Below are 16,794 nucleotides of genomic sequence, written 5' to 3' on the forward strand. Positions count from 1 at the left end.
ATCAGTGTACCAATGAGCCTTCTTTATATTTCTTCTCAAGTGTTGGCCAATACTCCTTGTTGGCTTCAATCAGATCATCTAAAATCTTTTTAGCAACAATGGCAGATGGAATTGTCTTGTTAAGCGTGAATGCCTGTAATGCTTTTTCATAAGACCCCTCTGTTATGGCTTCCACCAAAATTTTTTCGGATGCCAATTGCTGTTCAATCATGGCTTTGTGGAAATATGGAATTTTCCCGACATACTCAGGAACAGGTCCTTTATTGGTAATAAGTGCAGGCACTTCGATCATGGCATCTGCCGGCAGGTTAGGAATTGTTCTATTGTTTTCTACCATTACAAGATATCGTTTTGCCAGATTCTGTGCAATGGATACAGTAACATCTACAATAAAAATTCCGTGTACACCAACATGAAACGCATCATCCAGGATGCCAGTCTCTTCAAATTTTCTAATTGTTTCAAACAAAGACTTTTCTCTTCCTTCCATAACCTCATTGGCACGGGTATGCTCTTTATTTGAATTCTCCACAATATAATCCGGCAACAGGTAATACTGCAGGTATGGATTAGGAATATAATCCGGGAAGAAATCCATGATCGGCTTAATATTTTTAAATGTCTTAATCCAGGAAGAATCAGCATGGCGATAATCAATTTTAGAGATGTCCTCTGTCAGCAGTCCCCATTTGCTGATATGCTCACGAAGCTCCGGAAGGCGGTCTTCTCCGTCCACTTCTACTTTGGTGAACCAGCCAAAGTGATTTAATCCAAAGTAATCTACCACAAGGTCTTCTCTCTCCACTCCAAGGATGCCCGCCATGTTGCGCATCGTTGCTACAGGCATATCGCAGATGTTAATAACCTTTGCATTAGGGCGCAGCTTCCGCACACCTTCTGCTACGATTGAAGCAGGATTTGAATAGTTGACAATCCAGCACGATTCCTTCGCATATTTTTCTACATAATCAATAAGTTCCACCATAGGGAAAATCGTTCTTAAACCATATGCCAATCCGCCAGGCCCGCACGTTTCCTGACCTACTACATTATGTGACAGAGGTATTTTCTCATCAAGCTCCCTCATCGCATATTTGCCGACACGCATTTGCGCAAATACAAAGTCTGCATCTTCAAATGCTGTTTCCGGATCAGTTGTCTCGGTTATTTTAATAGAATCTGTATATTCTGCAATAACCGCTTTAGCTGCGACTGCTACTTTCGATTGGCGCTCTCCATCAATATCGTAAAATCTAATCTCGGATAATGGCAAATCTTCTAATCTATCCATTAAGCTTCTCACAATTCCTGGTGTATACGTGCTTCCGCCGCCCGCAATCGCTAATTTATACATTTTCATAATTTAGTCCTCCCAGTTTTTGATCAACTTGATCTCGAACAGACTTTACGTTCAGACCATATACAACTTGAACATTGTTGCCTGACTTGATGACTCCTTTTGATCCAGTTTCTTTTAACAGCTGTTCATCTACTGCATTTGGATCCTTTAAAACAAGTCTTAATCTTGTATAACAATTATCTACATTTTCAATATTTCCGCTTCCGCCAAGTGCAGTTACAATCGTTTCACCTAGAGGAGACCCTGCTGCTGCATTCCCTTTTGTCTGAACTTCTGCTGGCTGGACAGTTTCCTCTGTACCTTCTTCACGGCCAGGTGTTTTCAGGTTTAATTTCAGGATCAGGAATCTGAAGATGATAAAATAGGCAGCAAACATAATCAGACCTACGACAATGAACATAGGCCAATTGGACTTTTCTGTACCAAGCGGCAAATTATAAAGCAGGAAATCAATAACGCCATTCGCGCCGATTGCATGAACACCAAAGACATTTAAGAGCATCATTCCTGTACCAGCCAGAACTGCATGGATAAAAAACAGGATTGGAGCAGTAAATAGGAACGCGAATTCAATTGGCTCCGTTACCCCAAGCAGGAATGAAGTGACGGCTGCCGGCAGGAGAATCGCTTTTGCCATCGCTTTTTTATTTTTATCAGCCGTAACGTACATAGCTAAAGCTGCACCAATTAATCCGAACATCTTTGCCAGGCCGCGTGCATCCCAGTTTACTGTGCTGCTTAATACAGCCACACTTGGGTCAGCCATTTCAGCAAAATAAATATTCCTTGCCCCATGGACAACTTCTCCTGCAACAGTTGTCATTCCGCCCAGTTCTGTATATAAGAACGGTGTATAAATAAGGTGATGTAGTCCTGTCGGAATCAGGATTCTTTCCAGGAAGCCATAGATAAGGAAACCAAAGTCCCCTAAGCTTCGGATACCATTAGCCAGCGCTGTAATTCCATTTTGAACAATCGGCCAAAACTCGGCTGCAAGCGCCCCTAGAACCATTGCACTTGGTATTGCTAAAATAGCTACAAAACGATGACCTGAATAGATGGAAAAAACACCTTTGAATTCTGTATCGCAATATTTATTATGAAGAACACCAACTAAAGCTCCGATTAAAATACCTGCAAACACACCCATCTCTAAAACTTGAACATTCAATACCATTGCCTGTCCGGAAATCTGCATCTCCTCTGCAGGAACTAAACGCTCTGAAAGATTCAGGACCTGATGCATCGCATTAATAAAAATGACAAAGGTTACTAGACCTGTTAATGCTGCATAACCTTTATCTTTCTTTGCTAACCCGATCGGAATGCCGACTGCAAAGATCAATGCGAGATTCTGAAGTATCGAAACTGCCGAAGAAGAGATAAACTTTCCGATATTTTGTATTATCGGATTTTCAAGAAGCGGGACGTACTGTGCCAGGTTCCCGTTTCCAAACACATTGCCAAACGCAATGAAAAGACCAATGATCGGCAATATTAAAATCGGGGCAAACAAGGATTTTCCAAATAGCTGGAGACCATTCACCACTTGTTTCATAGATGTCTTCCTTTCTAAATAAAAGTAAACGCTATCATTTCACATCCACAGTATAGCTTGGATTATTAGCGGAAGGAATGGGAATGAAGGAATCTGTACAATGTCACTAAATAAAGTAACATGTTACAGGGCTTAATACTCTTTGATAATCCCCTTTTTAATCGCTAAAATCAGGATAATATCAATGAACATAAACATATTAGACTCAAACGATGTGATCTCAAATTCACGCTGGGATTCAATTGTCGGATCGAGAATAGTAAACACAATATCGGCCAATTTCGCTGTCGTGCTTTTATCATTTCCTGTGAACAGGACGGTCTTTAACCCCTTTTCCTTAGCAATTTGGACTTTTTCAATTACCTTGCTTGTCTCTCCAGATCGCGAAAAGACAATCATCAGCCGATACTTCTGGATATTATTAAAGAAAATCGCCCTGCTGTCACTAGTCGATGTATTTGAAACATAATACCCGAAAAGCTCCAATTTCTTAGCAAGATAATTGGAGAACAGCGTAGAAAAGCCTGCTCCATAAAAATAAATCATCTTATGCTTTTCAATTTCATTTAAAAATTCCTGGATGCTTTCCTCATCTATGTAATCAAATGTAGTTCTGATATTTTTTATAAATTCATTGATGCTCGCTTCCAATGGACGATGGATCTCTTCTACTGATTCAGCATCTGAACTATGCACCTTCTTCACTTTCAGACCAAGATTATATACAAACTCACTGTATCCGCTAAACCCCAGCTTTTTACACAAACGAATGATGGATGTAGTTGAAACAAACAGCTCATCCGCTGCTTTCCGTATACTTAAATGCTGGTCATCTATCTTGCTTTTAATTAAAAAAGAAAGAATCTCTTTCTCTGACTGATTCAAGTCTTTATCAATTGTATAATCTAAATATATCTTCTCTGCATTATCCATTGATTCATCCTCTTTACATCTCATTTTTCTTATTATGACCGGCTGGTTCTATTTACATTGCTTCTATTATTAATATCCTACTATTATATAGGCGACATCAAAAGAATTTACCTTTCTACAGCAAAAAAGGAATGCCGCATTAAAGCAGCTTTCCTTTTAACTTTAATTCACCGCCATCCTCCCCAGCGGCCCATTTTCATCAATAATATCCTGCAGTGCATAAACGGAAATCGGAAACATCGGGAATCCATAAGCATAAGGCGTTATTTCATACAGCTGGAAATAGATGATCAGTGCTTTATCCGCTATATAAAAGTCCTGATCTGGCCTGATTGCTTTAAAGTCTACTAAGAGCGGTATATCACGCTCCTTGATTTGCACCTTAATCAGCTCGGATATTCTTTTTACATAGTCACTTCCCGGCTTGAATAAATCCTTAAGCTCCACCTGCCTTCTCTTCTGAAGGTCAAATGTCAGCGATTTTATAACTGTCATTCCATGGGCAGCATGATAGTGATATACATAATTGTTCAAGGACAAACTCAGTACATCACGCTGATTATTTTTAATCTCATAGTATCCATACAAATCAACCACGGTTGTATCCATATTGCCTGTCTGCTCGTTAATGATCTGCTGGTTTTGTCGGACAATTGTACTGTTAATAAATTGCTGCAGCTGCTTATTTTGCATTCCTTTCACACGGGGATAATAAACCACTTTAGTCGGCCCGCTGCTGATTGTCACCGTTTTGATGCCTACTGGAAAGTTGATTGCCACGGCTATCCATCCTTTTTGGGTTTTTAACATTCTATTCATCGGATAGGCGTTAAGGTGCATAACAGGTAATGGAAGTTTCAATGGTATATAATGATATCGATATATAAGAGACAGGAGCACACAAAGTGGATAAAAAGCAAACCAGCCTAAAACCATTCATTTCACTCATACTATCGACAAAAATACCAAAGGCTGCCCTCATCATTGGTTTAACAGCCAGCATTTTAACAACCTTGACTGGCCTTCTCGTACCGCTGCTGACCAAAAATCTGGTGGACGGTTTTTCTGTTGAATCTTTAAGCGTTCCGCTCATGATCGGAATTGGTGCAGCCTTTATCGTCCAGGCCATCATCAGCGGGATCTCCATCTACCTGCTCAGCTATGTCGGCCAAAAAGTGGTGGCCCGGCTTCGGGACCGGATGTGGATGAAGCTCATACGGCTGCCGGTCAGTTATTTTGACAAGCAATCCAGCGGCCAGACTGTCAGCCGTGTAGTTAATGATACCAGCATTGTCAGGGAGCTGATTACCAATCACTTTCCGCAATTTATTACCGGTATTATCAGTATTATCGGTGCAATTATTATCCTGCTTGTGATGGACTGGAAAATGACACTGCTGATGCTTACTTCTGTTCCTATTACACTGGCAATTATGATTCCACTTGGCCGAAAGATGGCCAAAATATCCCGTGGCCTTCAAGATGAAACTGCTATCTTTACCGGAAACATTACCCAAACACTCGGTGAAATCCGCTTAATGAAGTCTTCTACTGCAGAGCAAAATGAAGAAGAAAAGGGATTGGATGGGATCGACAAACTGCTTGGCTACGGCTTGCGGGAAGCCCGCATTTTTGCGATGATTGGTCCCACTATGTACCTGATCATGATGGTTGTTATTGTCATGATCATCGCCTATGGAGGCATGCGGGTGGCTAGCGGAACGATGTCAACGGGTTCTCTTGTAGCCTTTTTGCTGTATTTGTTCCAGATTATTATGCCAATTACCTCATTTGCGATGTTTTTTACTCAGCTGCAAAAAGCAATAGGCGCAACAGAACGGATCATTGATATTTTAGAGGAGCCTTTGGAAGACGGACAAGACGGCATCGAAATGGATATCAGCAGCAAGCCGATTACAATCAACAATGTCTCCTTCTCCTATAGCGCAGAAGAGAGTGTTCTGGAAAATATCTCTCTTGAAGCCCAGCCAGGTCAGATGATTGCACTGGCGGGTCCAAGCGGAAGCGGAAAAACAACCCTGTTTGGTTTGCTTGAACGATTTTACGAACCAGCTGCTGGTGAAATCAAAATTGGCGATACACCCATCCAGCAGATATCCCTTAAATCCTGGCGCAGCCAGATCGGCTATGTTTCACAGGAAAGCGCCATGATGGCAGGTACAATCCGTGAAAATTTATGCTATGGACTCGAAGATTCCAAAAGCATTGCGGATGAGAAGTTATGGGAAGTGGCGAAAATGGCATACGCCGATCAATTCATTGCCGACTTTCCGAAAGGGCTTGATACAGAAGTTGGTGAGCGGGGTGTGAAGCTATCCGGGGGACAAAGGCAGCGTATTGCTATAGCACGGGCTTTCCTGCGCGACCCTAAAATATTGATGATGGACGAAGCCACTGCCAGTCTGGACAGCCAATCTGAAGGTATCGTCCAGCAGGCCCTTACCCGCTTAATGGAAGGCCGGACAACTTTCGTCATCGCACACCGCCTTTCCACAATTGTCGACGCAGACCAAATTATTTTCATCGAAAAAGGCCAGGTCACAGGCATTGGCACACATTCCGAATTGACTCAATCACATGATCTATACCGTGAATTTGCCGAGCAGCAGCTTGCATAAGAAGTAGCCAGTCTATCAAAGACTGGCCATTTTACTGCAGATTTTGATTCCAGACCCCTCTTAAAACCGAAAACCTGTGATAAAATGTGACAAATTATCCATATAAACAAGAAGGTGAATTCCTTATAATGGAATTAAGATCTCAGTTAGTCATGCCAATCCAAAAGGAGGCTGAAGACTATGTCAATAGATCACACACTTAACATGCTTGAAACATTGAAATATTATTGTGACTCTGAAATCACTCAGACCTTTTCAAATGACAAGCAGCAGGTTTTATCTGTATGTTATTTGAAAAACAATCATTCTTTTGAAATTACCTACACAGAAACTAATATAAAGAAAAATTTCCGACACATAGAATCAGCAGCAGAAGCAATCGAAAAAGCTTTAAGGTGATTAAGACATCCTTAAAGCTTTTTTTGATTGTTCTCCTTCCATGTAATTTACGAGTACAGGATACTGCTCCCTGCATCTGTTCATTTAAGCAGAAATCATACTGCAGCTTAAATCAATCAAACGTTTGAATGACTTTTTTCTGGCTGTTATAAAGCTTTCTCAGCCTGAAGAACTCTCATAATTTCCTTGCTGTCTTTTGTCAGAATGTCTTTCACATTTGGTCCAAACCATTCCAAAGATGCATCCATTTCCATCAAATTCGAAGCCTCTCTTAAAAACATCCTGTAATCTACAGCTCCTTCAAATAATGAAACCATGCCTTCCCTGCTGCCCGCTGCTGCATAGACATTATTAGGAGCAAACACGCCAAGCTGGGAACGGGACTGGATATTTTTAAAATGAAAGTGCGATATATATGGACGCAGCTGTTTTAGCGCAAAGATCGGATCCACTCCTGATTCCCATATATGAAGCACATCAAAATTAACCCTTAACGCTGAATGGTCTGTTTCCTCAATGAGCTGAAGTGTGGAGGATGGGTTATCTGTCAGTGTATTAGGATGAGTTTCAACCAGAAGCATCTGTCCCTCGGCTTCAGCCATTTTGCAGAGCATTTTCATGCGCGAAACCAGTTCGATTCTTTCCAGCCTGCTGATATCCGCACTGCCTTTTGTCCCGGCAAACGTTCTTATTTTCTTCGTTCCCCACCTATGTGCCATTGCACATAATTTTTGCATTTCTGTCATTAAAACTGGAAGAGGAGCATCAAGAGGCAGATAGTCGCTCAGCATGGTCGTTTCAAGATTATAGGAGCTAAGCCACTCACTTCCATAATGAATATCTTCCGCCAGGTTTTTGGCATGTACACCCCATATTTCTATCCCCTGGAATCCATTTGTCTGGGCATAGTGTGCGATTTGGTCAATGGACTGAAGATGATGCCGGAATGAGATGGTGCAGAGAGATAGCTTCATAGAGTTGCCTCCTTCATATTTTGGGATTCCTGCAGTTTAATCCAGGCTTCAAAGCTTTTCTGCAATCCCTGCTTAATTTTAAATTCCAGGATATTTAGTTCATCCAGTTTTAAAGAGATTTCATTTTTCAAACCCAGGTTTCCTGTCATGGCAAGCTTCATCGCCCGATATTGGATAACCGTATATCCTTTTACGAGCTTCTCAATTTCATTACACCAGGCTTCAAAGCCTTCCTCTTCATACCCAAGTGAATCCCAGAAAAACGCAAAAGCATGTTCATAGGCGTATTTTCGGATGGCGAGGACAGGGAGTTCCCTTAATGCGAATGTCAATCCTGATAAAGGGTAGTTATCGCTTCCGGATGTATATAGACCGACAATCTTTCCAACTGCATCAGTCATTGGGTTGCAGTCAAGCTTAATGCATGTATTAAAATATGCCTCCACTGTTTCAGCAGATGGGGGAATGATATTGGCTGCATCAAAGAAATATCCCCCTTCAGCAGAGGGATCCTCAATAGCTGCCAAAATCCTCTCCTTCGGCAAAATTCCTTCCCAGCGGAAGTCCGGATCATACATAAACCATTCCTCTTCGTTTCCTGTCAATTCCAGCATCACATAATGCGGAAATGGACTTTGATGAAACTTATTCTCCCTTTCAGGCAGCTTGGACAAATCAAGCATCACCATTACATACTGGTGGTGCTTCTTGTTCTCAAGCAGGCCCAGAAGCTTGTTTATGTTTTCCTGTTTGCTGCGTTTTTCGTCATACCATCTATATAGCTTAATTCCATACAGCATTTCATACCATTGGTGGAAAAAATCATGGTCGATCCGTTTGGAATGATAGGTCAGAACTCCATTATCCAATACATCGAAATCAGCATCCCATACTCCGAAATAATAAGGTCTGTGATCGGCCCCTTGCGTCTTTTTGACTGCCTCACATACACAGCTCACAAAACAATGGACTTTAATCATAAGAAGCCTCCGCTGTGACAGGCTTCTGCAGGTGATTCAGAAAGTCGGCCAGGCTTCCTACAGTCCTGAAATCTTTAGGCACCAGCATTTCATCCGGGATATCAAAGCCAAGATCCACTTCCAAATGAAGGATAAGCTGCAGGATCATGATGGAATCCATATATAAATCTTCATTTAAACGGGCACCCTCATGAAAGGCCGCCATCGAAGGCAGTTCTATTTGATGCTGCATAATATCTTGTAAAGCCTGTAAAATTTCTTCTCTTGTCATGCCAGCACTCCTTCTCCCAGCCTTTTTCTGCTGATCTTGCCATTCGGGAGCTTTTCTATTTCTTCTGTCTGGATAAATTCCATCGGGATTTGGTAAGGAGCGAGATATTCCCTGCACCACTCCCGCAGTTCCTGCTCCTCTATAGGCTGGGTGCATACATACTGCGCACAGACTCTTTCTCCGGAAAGCGGGTGGATTTTTTTATAAACCACTGCTTCTGCAATTCTTGGTTCTGCCATCAGGACATCTTCCACCTCCTGCGGATATACGTTCAATCCCGCTACATTAATGGTGTCATCCATTCTTGCAAGAAATGACAGGACACCGTCTTCCATAAAGCCAAGGTCCTTAGTAAAGATGGTTTTCTCAGAATCACGGATGATAATTTCATCAGGGTTTTCCTTACTTCCAGCCTCCACTTTTACATGGGGAAGCGGATAGCCCATCTCACGGGGGTCACATACATCCGGGTGAATGGCCACACACCCTGCCTCCGAACATCCATACTGCTGAAGAACCCGGTTTGAAACACTTTTTAAAGATTCCAGCCAGCCCGATGGCATTAAAGTGCCCGATGTCATCACACAATCGAACTGTCCGCCATCACGAACCAGATGTGTTAATGTATGCAAAAGCGCAGGAGCCCCATAGAGAATATGCTTCGGATATTCCTTAATTTTGCTAAGCACATACTTCGGGTTCATATTTGTCAGAATGACCGGTTCCGAACCGCGCCTTAAGCTTGCAAATACGCCGCAGATCAACCCATATGAATGAGTAACCGGACAGGCAACAATAGATGTGGTCTGATGATCTGCCGGCAATACAGAAACATAGCTTTCCAGTTCAAGCTCGATGGAATCCCAGCTGCGTTCAATGCATTTTGGTGCACCAGTCGTACCCGAACTCATTTGGACCAGGACACCTTCACGGGCATTCTTTTGTTTTGACAGTTCGATCGGTGTATGAGTATTTCCGTAAAGCAAGCTATGACTTCCAGCCGATGAAGCTATTCGTATTGCCCCTTCTTTCGGCATGGAAGGATGGATCGGAACAATGGATCCCCCTTTTCTGCGTACAAATAAACAAAGAGCGAGCCACTGAAACACATCCGGAATACAAACAGCTAATCTTCTATTTCCGCAATCTCTTAAATGAGGAATGTTTTCAAATTCTGTATATTGCTGCTCAAGGTTATCTAATGTATAGTAATGATCATTTACAAAAAACATCTCAATTCTCCTTTTGATGGTTATCTTAAAGAGTTTTTGACATAATGGCGAAACCCGCCAGCCTCATCTTTTTGAACTTTTCTCTTCAGCAGTGATTCCGCATAAATTACCGGTGCAGTATGCTGCAGCAAATAATTTCGGAATATCAATTCCGGATAACAGCTCAGGTGCTCCGTTAAAGCTTCTCCTGTCAGCTTCCAAAATCGCTTCTCACTGAAGCCATATTGCTCTTCAAGTACATAGGACAGTTCAGACAGATGAAAAACAAATAATGTATCCATTGCCAGTTCTCTAAGCGATTCAATAGAAGACATCCAATAATACTGATCTTCCCTGCCTTTTTTAAATTGTTCATGAATGCCCGCAAACTCCGGAATACGGTTTGGCTCCTCCAAAAAGTCATGGCAATACTCAACACTGTCATGGAAATCCCTCAGTGCAACACGTGTTGGCCAGCCGTCCTTATGAAGAAGAATCATATTCTGGGCATGCGCCTCAACGGCAATTCCATGCGCGGCCAGCAAATGCCAGACAGGAACCACACATACTTCCACGAGCCTTTTCAGCCATTTTTCAATTCCATAGCGTTTCAGCCATTCGTCAATAAACGGAAATCCGTCCCTCTCCATTAATGGCAATGCCGTACAAGGCACCGCCGCTTCATCTTCTTCCATATAAAGCCGGATGCTCTCTCTCCATATAGCTCCGAACTTTGCGCAAGGTTCTTCCTCCTCGGGATGATAAGAAATCCCTGCGTATTCCTTAAGAATGACCAATGAAGCTTCATCTTTTAAAAATGGATCTCCTTCCACTGTATCTGCTATCCATTTGGAAATATGGGGTGCGGCACAAACCGCGTGTGTGTCCAGAGTTCTTAGCGATGATGTGTTCACCATATTCATCGATAGTTTCACATGAGCTTTTTCTGGATTTGTCATATTCCATAGCGTACGGACGGACTGTGTTGACCGATAAGAATCTCCGCTGCTCCCCAGAAGCACTATGTCTGCATCAGCATTTGCTAACTTCACCTGCCAGGGGTGAATGGGCAGAAATGTGTATTCTTCAAAGGTTTTGCCAATATGCTGCAAATCAGCAAGTAATTGTCCAAACATGGAAGGGCCAAGTTCCCGTTCCCAGAAACTTGTTTCATCCTCAAGCAGTTCGATTCTGGCATATTCACGTCTGACAGCTGCCCATTGCAGCTCGAATGACTGTCTTGCTTCCGGCCCATATGCCGCATGATCCCCAAGTGAAAATCCGCTTCTCGCCTTAAAGCAGGGATGGTAGGGGTGCCCTTCCCATATCTCTGATTCCAATTCTTCATAGCTGAAATTTCTCCTGGACATAGAATGCATTAGATGAGTTTCATTCCACTCACTCAGCAGAATGGTTTGTTCCAGCTCATTAATGAGCTGATTCCTTTTTTCCGGATCTGCAATAAGGTCTTCAGCCAATTCCTCAATCACGGTTTCTGTTCGTGAGCCATCAGGGTGGACTGAGCGAATGCTTCCTTCAATTAAACGCACACGGTCAAACGAAGTAATTTTCCCCTCACAGCAGTATGTTCGCCGATTTCCGAAAATCGTAAAATGTAAGAGCGGATCTTCTGGCCGTTCAGCCGATTTGGCATAATCCATTAATCCTTCAAAAATAATAGCCTCCATGAACTGTCTGAGTACTCTTCTTTCAATTGTTTTAGACAATTGCGGATGCAGCTTCAGCATAGTTTTCCTCCTTCTTCATGGCGGCGAATGGATTGGGCAAATAGGTGTATACCGCTTGTTCGTTCTTTGCCATCAGCTCATCAACATCATGAAATCGGGTTAAAAGATTGGCTTTATAAGATAATTTCTCAGATTGAAGAATATGCCGAATGAAACCTTTCCCCTGTCCAAACAATCCTTTTTCCAGAGAGCTCAGCTGGTTTCGGCACCATTTGATTAAACGGTCCTCACTGATAAGATCATCCTGCCCAAGTCTTGAAATGACTGAAAAAAGCTGATTCATGAACAGATAATACGTAAACCTTTCCTGAATGAGAGCATCCTCATAGAATAATTCCTGGCATTCTTCCAATTCAGGCAGCAGTTTGCAAAGTTTCTCTCTATGAAGATTTGATAGATAATATCCTTGATTATCCCTGTAAAAATAAGTTTCCGGGTAGCCGGAAGAAAGATCCAGAACGCTATTTTGCTGATGAGCCTCTAATGCCATCCCATGTTCATCATATAAACGAATGAGAGGCTCTATTGCACATTTCCAATATTTCCGGAACCATTCCATGCTGACATCTTGGATATTACGAGATTCTTCCAATGCTATTCTCTCAATGGTTCGGCGCAGCCTTGAACGCATGCCAGGCAAAGGATCCTGAACCAATGCAGCTATGGAAGTAATTCCTCTCTGTTTTTTTCCCTGAAATGGATTGGATCGCAGTATAACTTCAAAGCCTGATTCCTTCTGACCAGGGAATATGGCAGTAATATAGGCCGGATCATCAATCATCCTGAAAACCGGGTGTTCTTCTGTAAATCGGATTTTCTTGATTAACTCCGCCATAGCCGTGCCTGCCCTTAACTCATGGAAGCGATTTTTCCTTAGCGAATTTGTTATTTTTACCGGGACCGAAAACTTATACATCCACTCCTCTTCAGGATTGTAAACTGTCCTGATCGAAGAAGTAGCTGAATAATAAGGCCCCATACTGCCAAGGTCCTTTATAAGGCCCTTCTCTATTGCCTCTCTGACATAGTCCTGCTGCAGAAGCCATTGGGCCTGTAGAGGGTGCATTGGAATGAGGCATTCCTTTTCCGGAACAGTAAGGTGCGGCAGTGATTTTTTTATCGATTGAAGAATAATTTGACTTGCAGTTTCCTTGTCATTAGAGGATTCTTTTACCATCTCCCTTTCAAATTGGAAATAATGGAGCTGAAACTGTCCTTTTAATTCTGGCGCATAGCTTGGCTGCTGCCATCCAGTCATTCCTTGTCTGCTTTTCGGTGTAGGGTGAAGCCAGTGCCCAAACAGGAGCGATTGTTCTGCTTCAATGAAAGTACAATCCTCTGAATACAGGCTGTCCTCATCATTCATTCTCGCTTCAATATATGCCGCCATTGTCTGGTAGCTCTCAATCATCCTTAGCACAAGTTCATCAAAATGGGATGCAAGCTCATGACAGCCATTAGCTTTGGCCATCAAATGCATCTCATGGATTAGTGTAATCATCATCGGAAGTCTATCCTGGTGAATCCATTCCCGCCGATTTGAACAATATTTAAGTGCATGGCCGATTATATGTCTTCCTGTACGTGAACGATAAAGGACTTCGACAGCGAATTTAACGGACTGGCCAGATAATTCGATTTCTGCTACCGCCACCCCTGAAAGAGGGATGGATACCTGTTGTTCCTCAATCCACTCCCTGCTTTCCATCCAATGCCCGCTGTCCACTTCCCGCAAATAACTATTAATAAAAGCTTGAAACGTTGCATTTTCTGCAATTTGTTTGGCTGAATGATGCATAATTCCATCCTTTCACCGAGTCTTTAGACCTAGTAATTGATAACCATTCTCAATAACAGTTAAAAAATTTGATTCTTTTCCAATAAAAGAATCAAGATACTGGAGAGAACGGGTGCAAATGCGTCCCGGCCTCCCGCTGTAAGTTATTCGCTTAATAGAAGCGATTCAATTTCTTTCAAACCCTTTTGACGCTCAATCGGATCCCAGAACCCCCATGTAGTGGAAAGAGTATGTACCTTGTCATTTTGAACAGCCTTCAGGCTTTTCCAAACTTCACCCTGAGTCACTGAATCGTAAAATTCACCGCTGTTAAAGAAAGTAAGGTCAATAATATTGTCAGGATTATATTTTGCTAGCCCTTCAATTGAAATATTCTCGCCAAAATCCTCTGGAAGGTTCTCAGCAGGTGTTAATTTCAAATCATCAAATAATAATGAGTTGGTTGCATGGTTTGTCAGTCCAAAAACACGAATATCTTTTTTATTGATTGCCACTGCCATGAAAGTTTCTTCTCCTGTTTTCTCACGGACACGTGTTCCGATATCCTCTGCTTTCTTCTCCAGGTCTTCAATGACTTTCTTTCCTTCATCAAGCTTGCCTACAGCTTCTGCAACTTTCAGGTGATCTTCCTTCCAGTCACCGCCCACTTCAACAACAACTGTTGGGATAGTTTCAGAAAGCTGATCATAGAGCGGCTTATAGCGATCACTGATGATAAGAAGATCCGGATCAAGCTTCACGATTTCTTCTGAATTCATTTCATCAGCATAAGGGAGCGCCTTAACACCTTCAAGCTCCTTCGTTAAATGCGGCGGGAACTCATTATCATATGCCATTACCGCATAGGGCTTTACCCCTACTGATACAAGTGATCCTTCCCAGGAAACATGTGAAAGCAAAACTACTTTTTTCGGTTCTGCGGGCACTTCTGCTTTTCCTAAAAGATGTTCAACCGTTCTGGTTTCCTCTGTCTTTTCTTTCTCTTTCTTTTCAGATGCTTCTGTAGAGGCCTCTTCACCTTTACCGCATCCTGTTAAAATTATTAAAAATAACATGAAAACAATGCTCCATGGAGCACAAAACTTCTTCATGGATGATTCCTCCTAAGCAATAATGAAATTCATTCTCAATGATAATCATTATCACAGCGGCTTAACATGGACTTTTGCAACTTCTTGCATGGACAAAACATACAAAACCTGCAATCCACTAAAAATAGGGTCCAGCGGAAAAAACAGCTGGACCCTTGTTCGCATTAATTAAGCCTTAAGTTTTGCTTTCAGCAAATCGTCCAGAAACGCCTCCAGCATTTTCTTTCTCCCAAGCGGTCCCCAAGGATCCCACTCATGGCTGTCAGGATAATATACCTCACCTGTTTGGACAGCACGGATCTTATTCCATTCGGGAGAATGCGCAGTTCTCCAAACATCTCTTTCATGGCTCCATAAGATGAGTAGCTTATCGGGATTAAGATCAGCCACATCCTTCAGGCCAGCAGTCCGGTATCCTTCAAAATGCAAATCAGGATGAGGCTCGAAACCCAAATTCTGAAAGAACAGATTGAGCAGAGCATGCCCGCCCTGTCCATAAAGACGGATTTCCTCCGGGCGGATCCAAATGACTGCCCATCTGCCTTTTTTCGTTATTGGACATAGCTTATCTCTTACTTTACATTCAAGGCAGCGGATGTCTTTTTCTATGCATTCTGCCCGGCTTGTACATCCTATCATAGAAGCGATTTCGTAAAGATACTGCCGCCAATCCGGCTGCAGCTGAATATGATGGACCTTCTCCTGCTGTGAAAGAAGTACATTTTGGAGCTGATAATTATGCAGAGGCGTCTTTATGATTCGATCAGGCTGTGTTATGAGAATAGCCTCTGGCTGAAAGGGCTTTTCTGCATTAAGGAGCATGGTGCCCTCCAATTCTTTTTGAAGATAGCTCGGCACTCCATTGCTGGCAGGATAAACAGTTGGATAGGATGGCGCTGCAACAGGCTGTACACCCAGCGAAAGGAGATGGTCCTGCAAAAAGAGCTGACTGACTACCGCAATTCTTTCCTTAGCCCTTTTCATAAATACAGATGGCGGCAAGCCTGCTTTCATTTTAAAAAGACGGCTGAAATAAAACTCATCCTGCATACCGATTTGCTGCGCCACTTCTTTTGCCGTAATCCCTTTCTTCTGCAGCATAAGCTGTTTGGCTGCTCTCATTCTTTCTCCATTCAGGAATTCCTTCGGTGCCATCCCGGTTCGTTTTCGAAAGGCCCTGGTAAACGATACTGGGCTCATGTTTGCTTTAGATGCCAGCTCTGCCACCGTAACCGGCTGGGACAGATTATTTCTGATCAGGTCCACTGCCTCTTCAATCCCGTCTACTTCTGTCCTGTCTGTCAGAATTGACATCATATTCCACAGCTGGGACTGAAATCGGCACTCAGCCGATATCGATTTATCTTTGTTCCATTTCCTCAGCTCTTCCCACAAGGGCACCATCTTTGATGGCTCCTGATTAGCCAGTATCCCGGAAAGAAACCTGGAAAACACATCTTTATCCTTTGACCAGGTGAGTATATAAACCGTTAACAGGTCTGCAGATGCGGAAGTAATTATGCCGGTTTCCGAGAAAAAGCAGCTCTTCCCCGCCTCTATCTTCAGCTGGCGATTGCGAGTTTCGATTGTGCCTTTCCCTGCTGAAATATATATAAGTGTAAAATCATTGCTATTTTCATTGATGGTTTTCGACAATCCCCCTCTCAAGCTTGAAACTGCAATTTTATACGGTTCAAATTGTTTGCCGCTCAGCATATACAAAAAATACTCCCTTCTTTTTCCTTAAATAAGAATTGACAAAAGCTGTGAAAGGATAGTAGATTAATTACGATTATTTAGAACGATAACGATTATCATTTTCACTTAAAATT

14 protein-coding genes are annotated in these 16,794 nt (G+C 42.5%); 2 read left to right on the forward strand and 12 right to left on the reverse strand.

Going from position 1 to position 16,794, the window contains the following annotated elements; translation table 11 throughout:
* Position 1: 1 nt before the first annotated feature.
* From MKY20_RS01570 to MKY20_RS01585, 4 genes are all read right to left on the reverse strand, one after another.
* A complete protein-coding gene (locus tag MKY20_RS01570) occupies positions 2-1,360 on the reverse strand; it encodes a 6-phospho-alpha-glucosidase (RefSeq protein ID WP_251175335.1) in 1,359 nt (452 codons plus the stop codon).
* Complete coding sequence (locus MKY20_RS01575; RefSeq protein WP_251175336.1) at positions 1,347-2,918, reverse strand: PTS transporter subunit EIIC; 1,572 nt, start codon at positions 2,916-2,918, stop codon at positions 1,347-1,349. The genes MKY20_RS01570 and MKY20_RS01575 overlap by 14 nt, the downstream gene beginning before the upstream one ends.
* A 132-nt stretch (positions 2,919-3,050) precedes the next feature.
* Complete coding sequence (locus MKY20_RS01580; protein WP_019380068.1) at positions 3,051-3,851, reverse strand: MurR/RpiR family transcriptional regulator; 801 nt, start codon at positions 3,849-3,851, stop codon at positions 3,051-3,053.
* A gap of 162 nt (positions 3,852-4,013) precedes the next feature.
* Entirely contained in the window at positions 4,014-4,631 is a 618-nt protein-coding gene (locus MKY20_RS01585) for a DUF3298 and DUF4163 domain-containing protein (RefSeq protein ID WP_251175337.1), read from the reverse strand.
* A 125-nt stretch (positions 4,632-4,756) separates the two neighbouring features.
* Here MKY20_RS01585 and MKY20_RS01590 point away from each other — a divergent pair, with 125 nt between their 5' ends.
* Positions 4,757-6,490: an ABC transporter ATP-binding protein gene (locus MKY20_RS01590; RefSeq protein WP_251175338.1), complete on the forward strand. Its 1,734-nt coding sequence runs from the start codon at positions 4,757-4,759 to the stop codon at positions 6,488-6,490.
* Positions 6,491-6,670: 180 nt separating this feature from the next.
* Entirely contained in the window at positions 6,671-6,889 is a 219-nt protein-coding gene (locus tag MKY20_RS01595) for a hypothetical protein (protein WP_009335878.1), read from the forward strand.
* 146 nt (positions 6,890-7,035) lie between these two features.
* On the opposite strand, the gene MKY20_RS01600 is transcribed toward MKY20_RS01595, so the two are convergent.
* The 8 genes from MKY20_RS01600 to MKY20_RS01635 form a co-directional block, all read right to left on the reverse strand.
* A complete protein-coding gene (locus tag MKY20_RS01600; protein ID WP_251175339.1) occupies positions 7,036-7,863 on the reverse strand; it encodes a sugar phosphate isomerase/epimerase family protein in 828 nt (275 codons plus the stop codon).
* Positions 7,860-8,843: a DUF6005 family protein gene (locus MKY20_RS01605; protein ID WP_019380072.1), complete on the reverse strand. Its 984-nt coding sequence runs from the start codon at positions 8,841-8,843 to the stop codon at positions 7,860-7,862. The genes MKY20_RS01600 and MKY20_RS01605 overlap by 4 nt, the downstream gene beginning before the upstream one ends.
* Positions 8,836-9,114: a petrobactin biosynthesis protein AsbD gene (asbD, locus tag MKY20_RS01610; protein ID WP_251175340.1), complete on the reverse strand. Its 279-nt coding sequence runs from the start codon at positions 9,112-9,114 to the stop codon at positions 8,836-8,838. Before asbD ends, MKY20_RS01605 begins: the two co-directional genes overlap by 8 nt.
* Positions 9,111-10,346 carry an AMP-binding protein gene (locus MKY20_RS01615; protein WP_251175341.1) on the reverse strand — a complete coding sequence of 412 codons (1,236 nt, stop codon included), beginning with the start codon at positions 10,344-10,346 and terminating at the stop codon, positions 9,111-9,113. The genes asbD and MKY20_RS01615 overlap by 4 nt, the downstream gene beginning before the upstream one ends.
* Before the next feature lie 20 nt (positions 10,347-10,366).
* Positions 10,367-12,073, reverse strand: a complete 1,707-nt coding sequence (locus tag MKY20_RS01620) for an IucA/IucC family protein (protein WP_009335883.1) — start codon at positions 12,071-12,073, stop codon at positions 10,367-10,369.
* Positions 12,045-13,871 (reverse strand): IucA/IucC family protein, encoded by a 1,827-nt coding sequence (locus MKY20_RS01625; RefSeq protein WP_251175343.1) that lies wholly within the window; start codon positions 13,869-13,871, stop codon positions 12,045-12,047. Before MKY20_RS01625 ends, MKY20_RS01620 begins: the two co-directional genes overlap by 29 nt.
* Before the next feature lie 143 nt (positions 13,872-14,014).
* Positions 14,015-14,962 carry an ABC transporter substrate-binding protein gene (locus MKY20_RS01630; protein ID WP_251175344.1) on the reverse strand — a complete coding sequence of 316 codons (948 nt, stop codon included), beginning with the start codon at positions 14,960-14,962 and terminating at the stop codon, positions 14,015-14,017.
* 168 nt (positions 14,963-15,130) lie between these two features.
* On the reverse strand, positions 15,131-16,678 hold the full coding sequence (locus MKY20_RS01635) for a helix-turn-helix domain-containing protein (RefSeq protein WP_251175345.1): 1,548 nt from the start codon (positions 16,676-16,678) through the stop codon (positions 15,131-15,133).
* Positions 16,679-16,794 lie beyond the last annotated feature (116 nt).

The organism is Cytobacillus sp. FSL W8-0315 (genome assembly GCF_038002905.1).
Lineage (GTDB): Bacteria > Bacillota > Bacilli > Bacillales > Cytobacillaceae > Cytobacillus > Cytobacillus pseudoceanisediminis.

What these genes read in the sequence shown, in the direction of transcription:
- MKY20_RS01570 (WP_251175335.1), bottom strand. Translation starts at nt 1,360, where the DNA reads ATGAAAATGTATAAATTAGCGATTGCGGGCGGCGGAAGCACGTATACA.
- MKY20_RS01575 (WP_251175336.1), bottom strand. Translation starts at nt 2,918, where the DNA reads ATGAAACAAGTGGTGAATGGTCTCCAGCTATTTGGAAAATCCTTGTTT.
- MKY20_RS01580 (WP_019380068.1), bottom strand. Translation starts at nt 3,851, where the DNA reads ATGGATAATGCAGAGAAGATATATTTAGATTATACAATTGATAAAGAC.
- MKY20_RS01595 (WP_009335878.1), top strand. Translation starts at nt 6,671, where the DNA reads ATGTCAATAGATCACACACTTAACATGCTTGAAACATTGAAATATTAT.
- MKY20_RS01600 (WP_251175339.1), bottom strand. Translation starts at nt 7,863, where the DNA reads ATGAAGCTATCTCTCTGCACCATCTCATTCCGGCATCATCTTCAGTCC.
- MKY20_RS01605 (WP_019380072.1), bottom strand. Translation starts at nt 8,843, where the DNA reads ATGATTAAAGTCCATTGTTTTGTGAGCTGTGTATGTGAGGCAGTCAAA.
- asbD (WP_251175340.1), bottom strand. Translation starts at nt 9,114, where the DNA reads ATGACAAGAGAAGAAATTTTACAGGCTTTACAAGATATTATGCAGCAT.
- MKY20_RS01615 (WP_251175341.1), bottom strand. Translation starts at nt 10,346, where the DNA reads ATGTTTTTTGTAAATGATCATTACTATACATTAGATAACCTTGAGCAG.
- MKY20_RS01620 (WP_009335883.1), bottom strand. Translation starts at nt 12,073, where the DNA reads ATGCTGAAGCTGCATCCGCAATTGTCTAAAACAATTGAAAGAAGAGTA.
- MKY20_RS01625 (WP_251175343.1), bottom strand. Translation starts at nt 13,871, where the DNA reads ATGCATCATTCAGCCAAACAAATTGCAGAAAATGCAACGTTTCAAGCT.
- MKY20_RS01630 (WP_251175344.1), bottom strand. Translation starts at nt 14,962, where the DNA reads ATGAAGAAGTTTTGTGCTCCATGGAGCATTGTTTTCATGTTATTTTTA.
- MKY20_RS01635 (WP_251175345.1), bottom strand. Translation starts at nt 16,678, where the DNA reads ATGCTGAGCGGCAAACAATTTGAACCGTATAAAATTGCAGTTTCAAGC.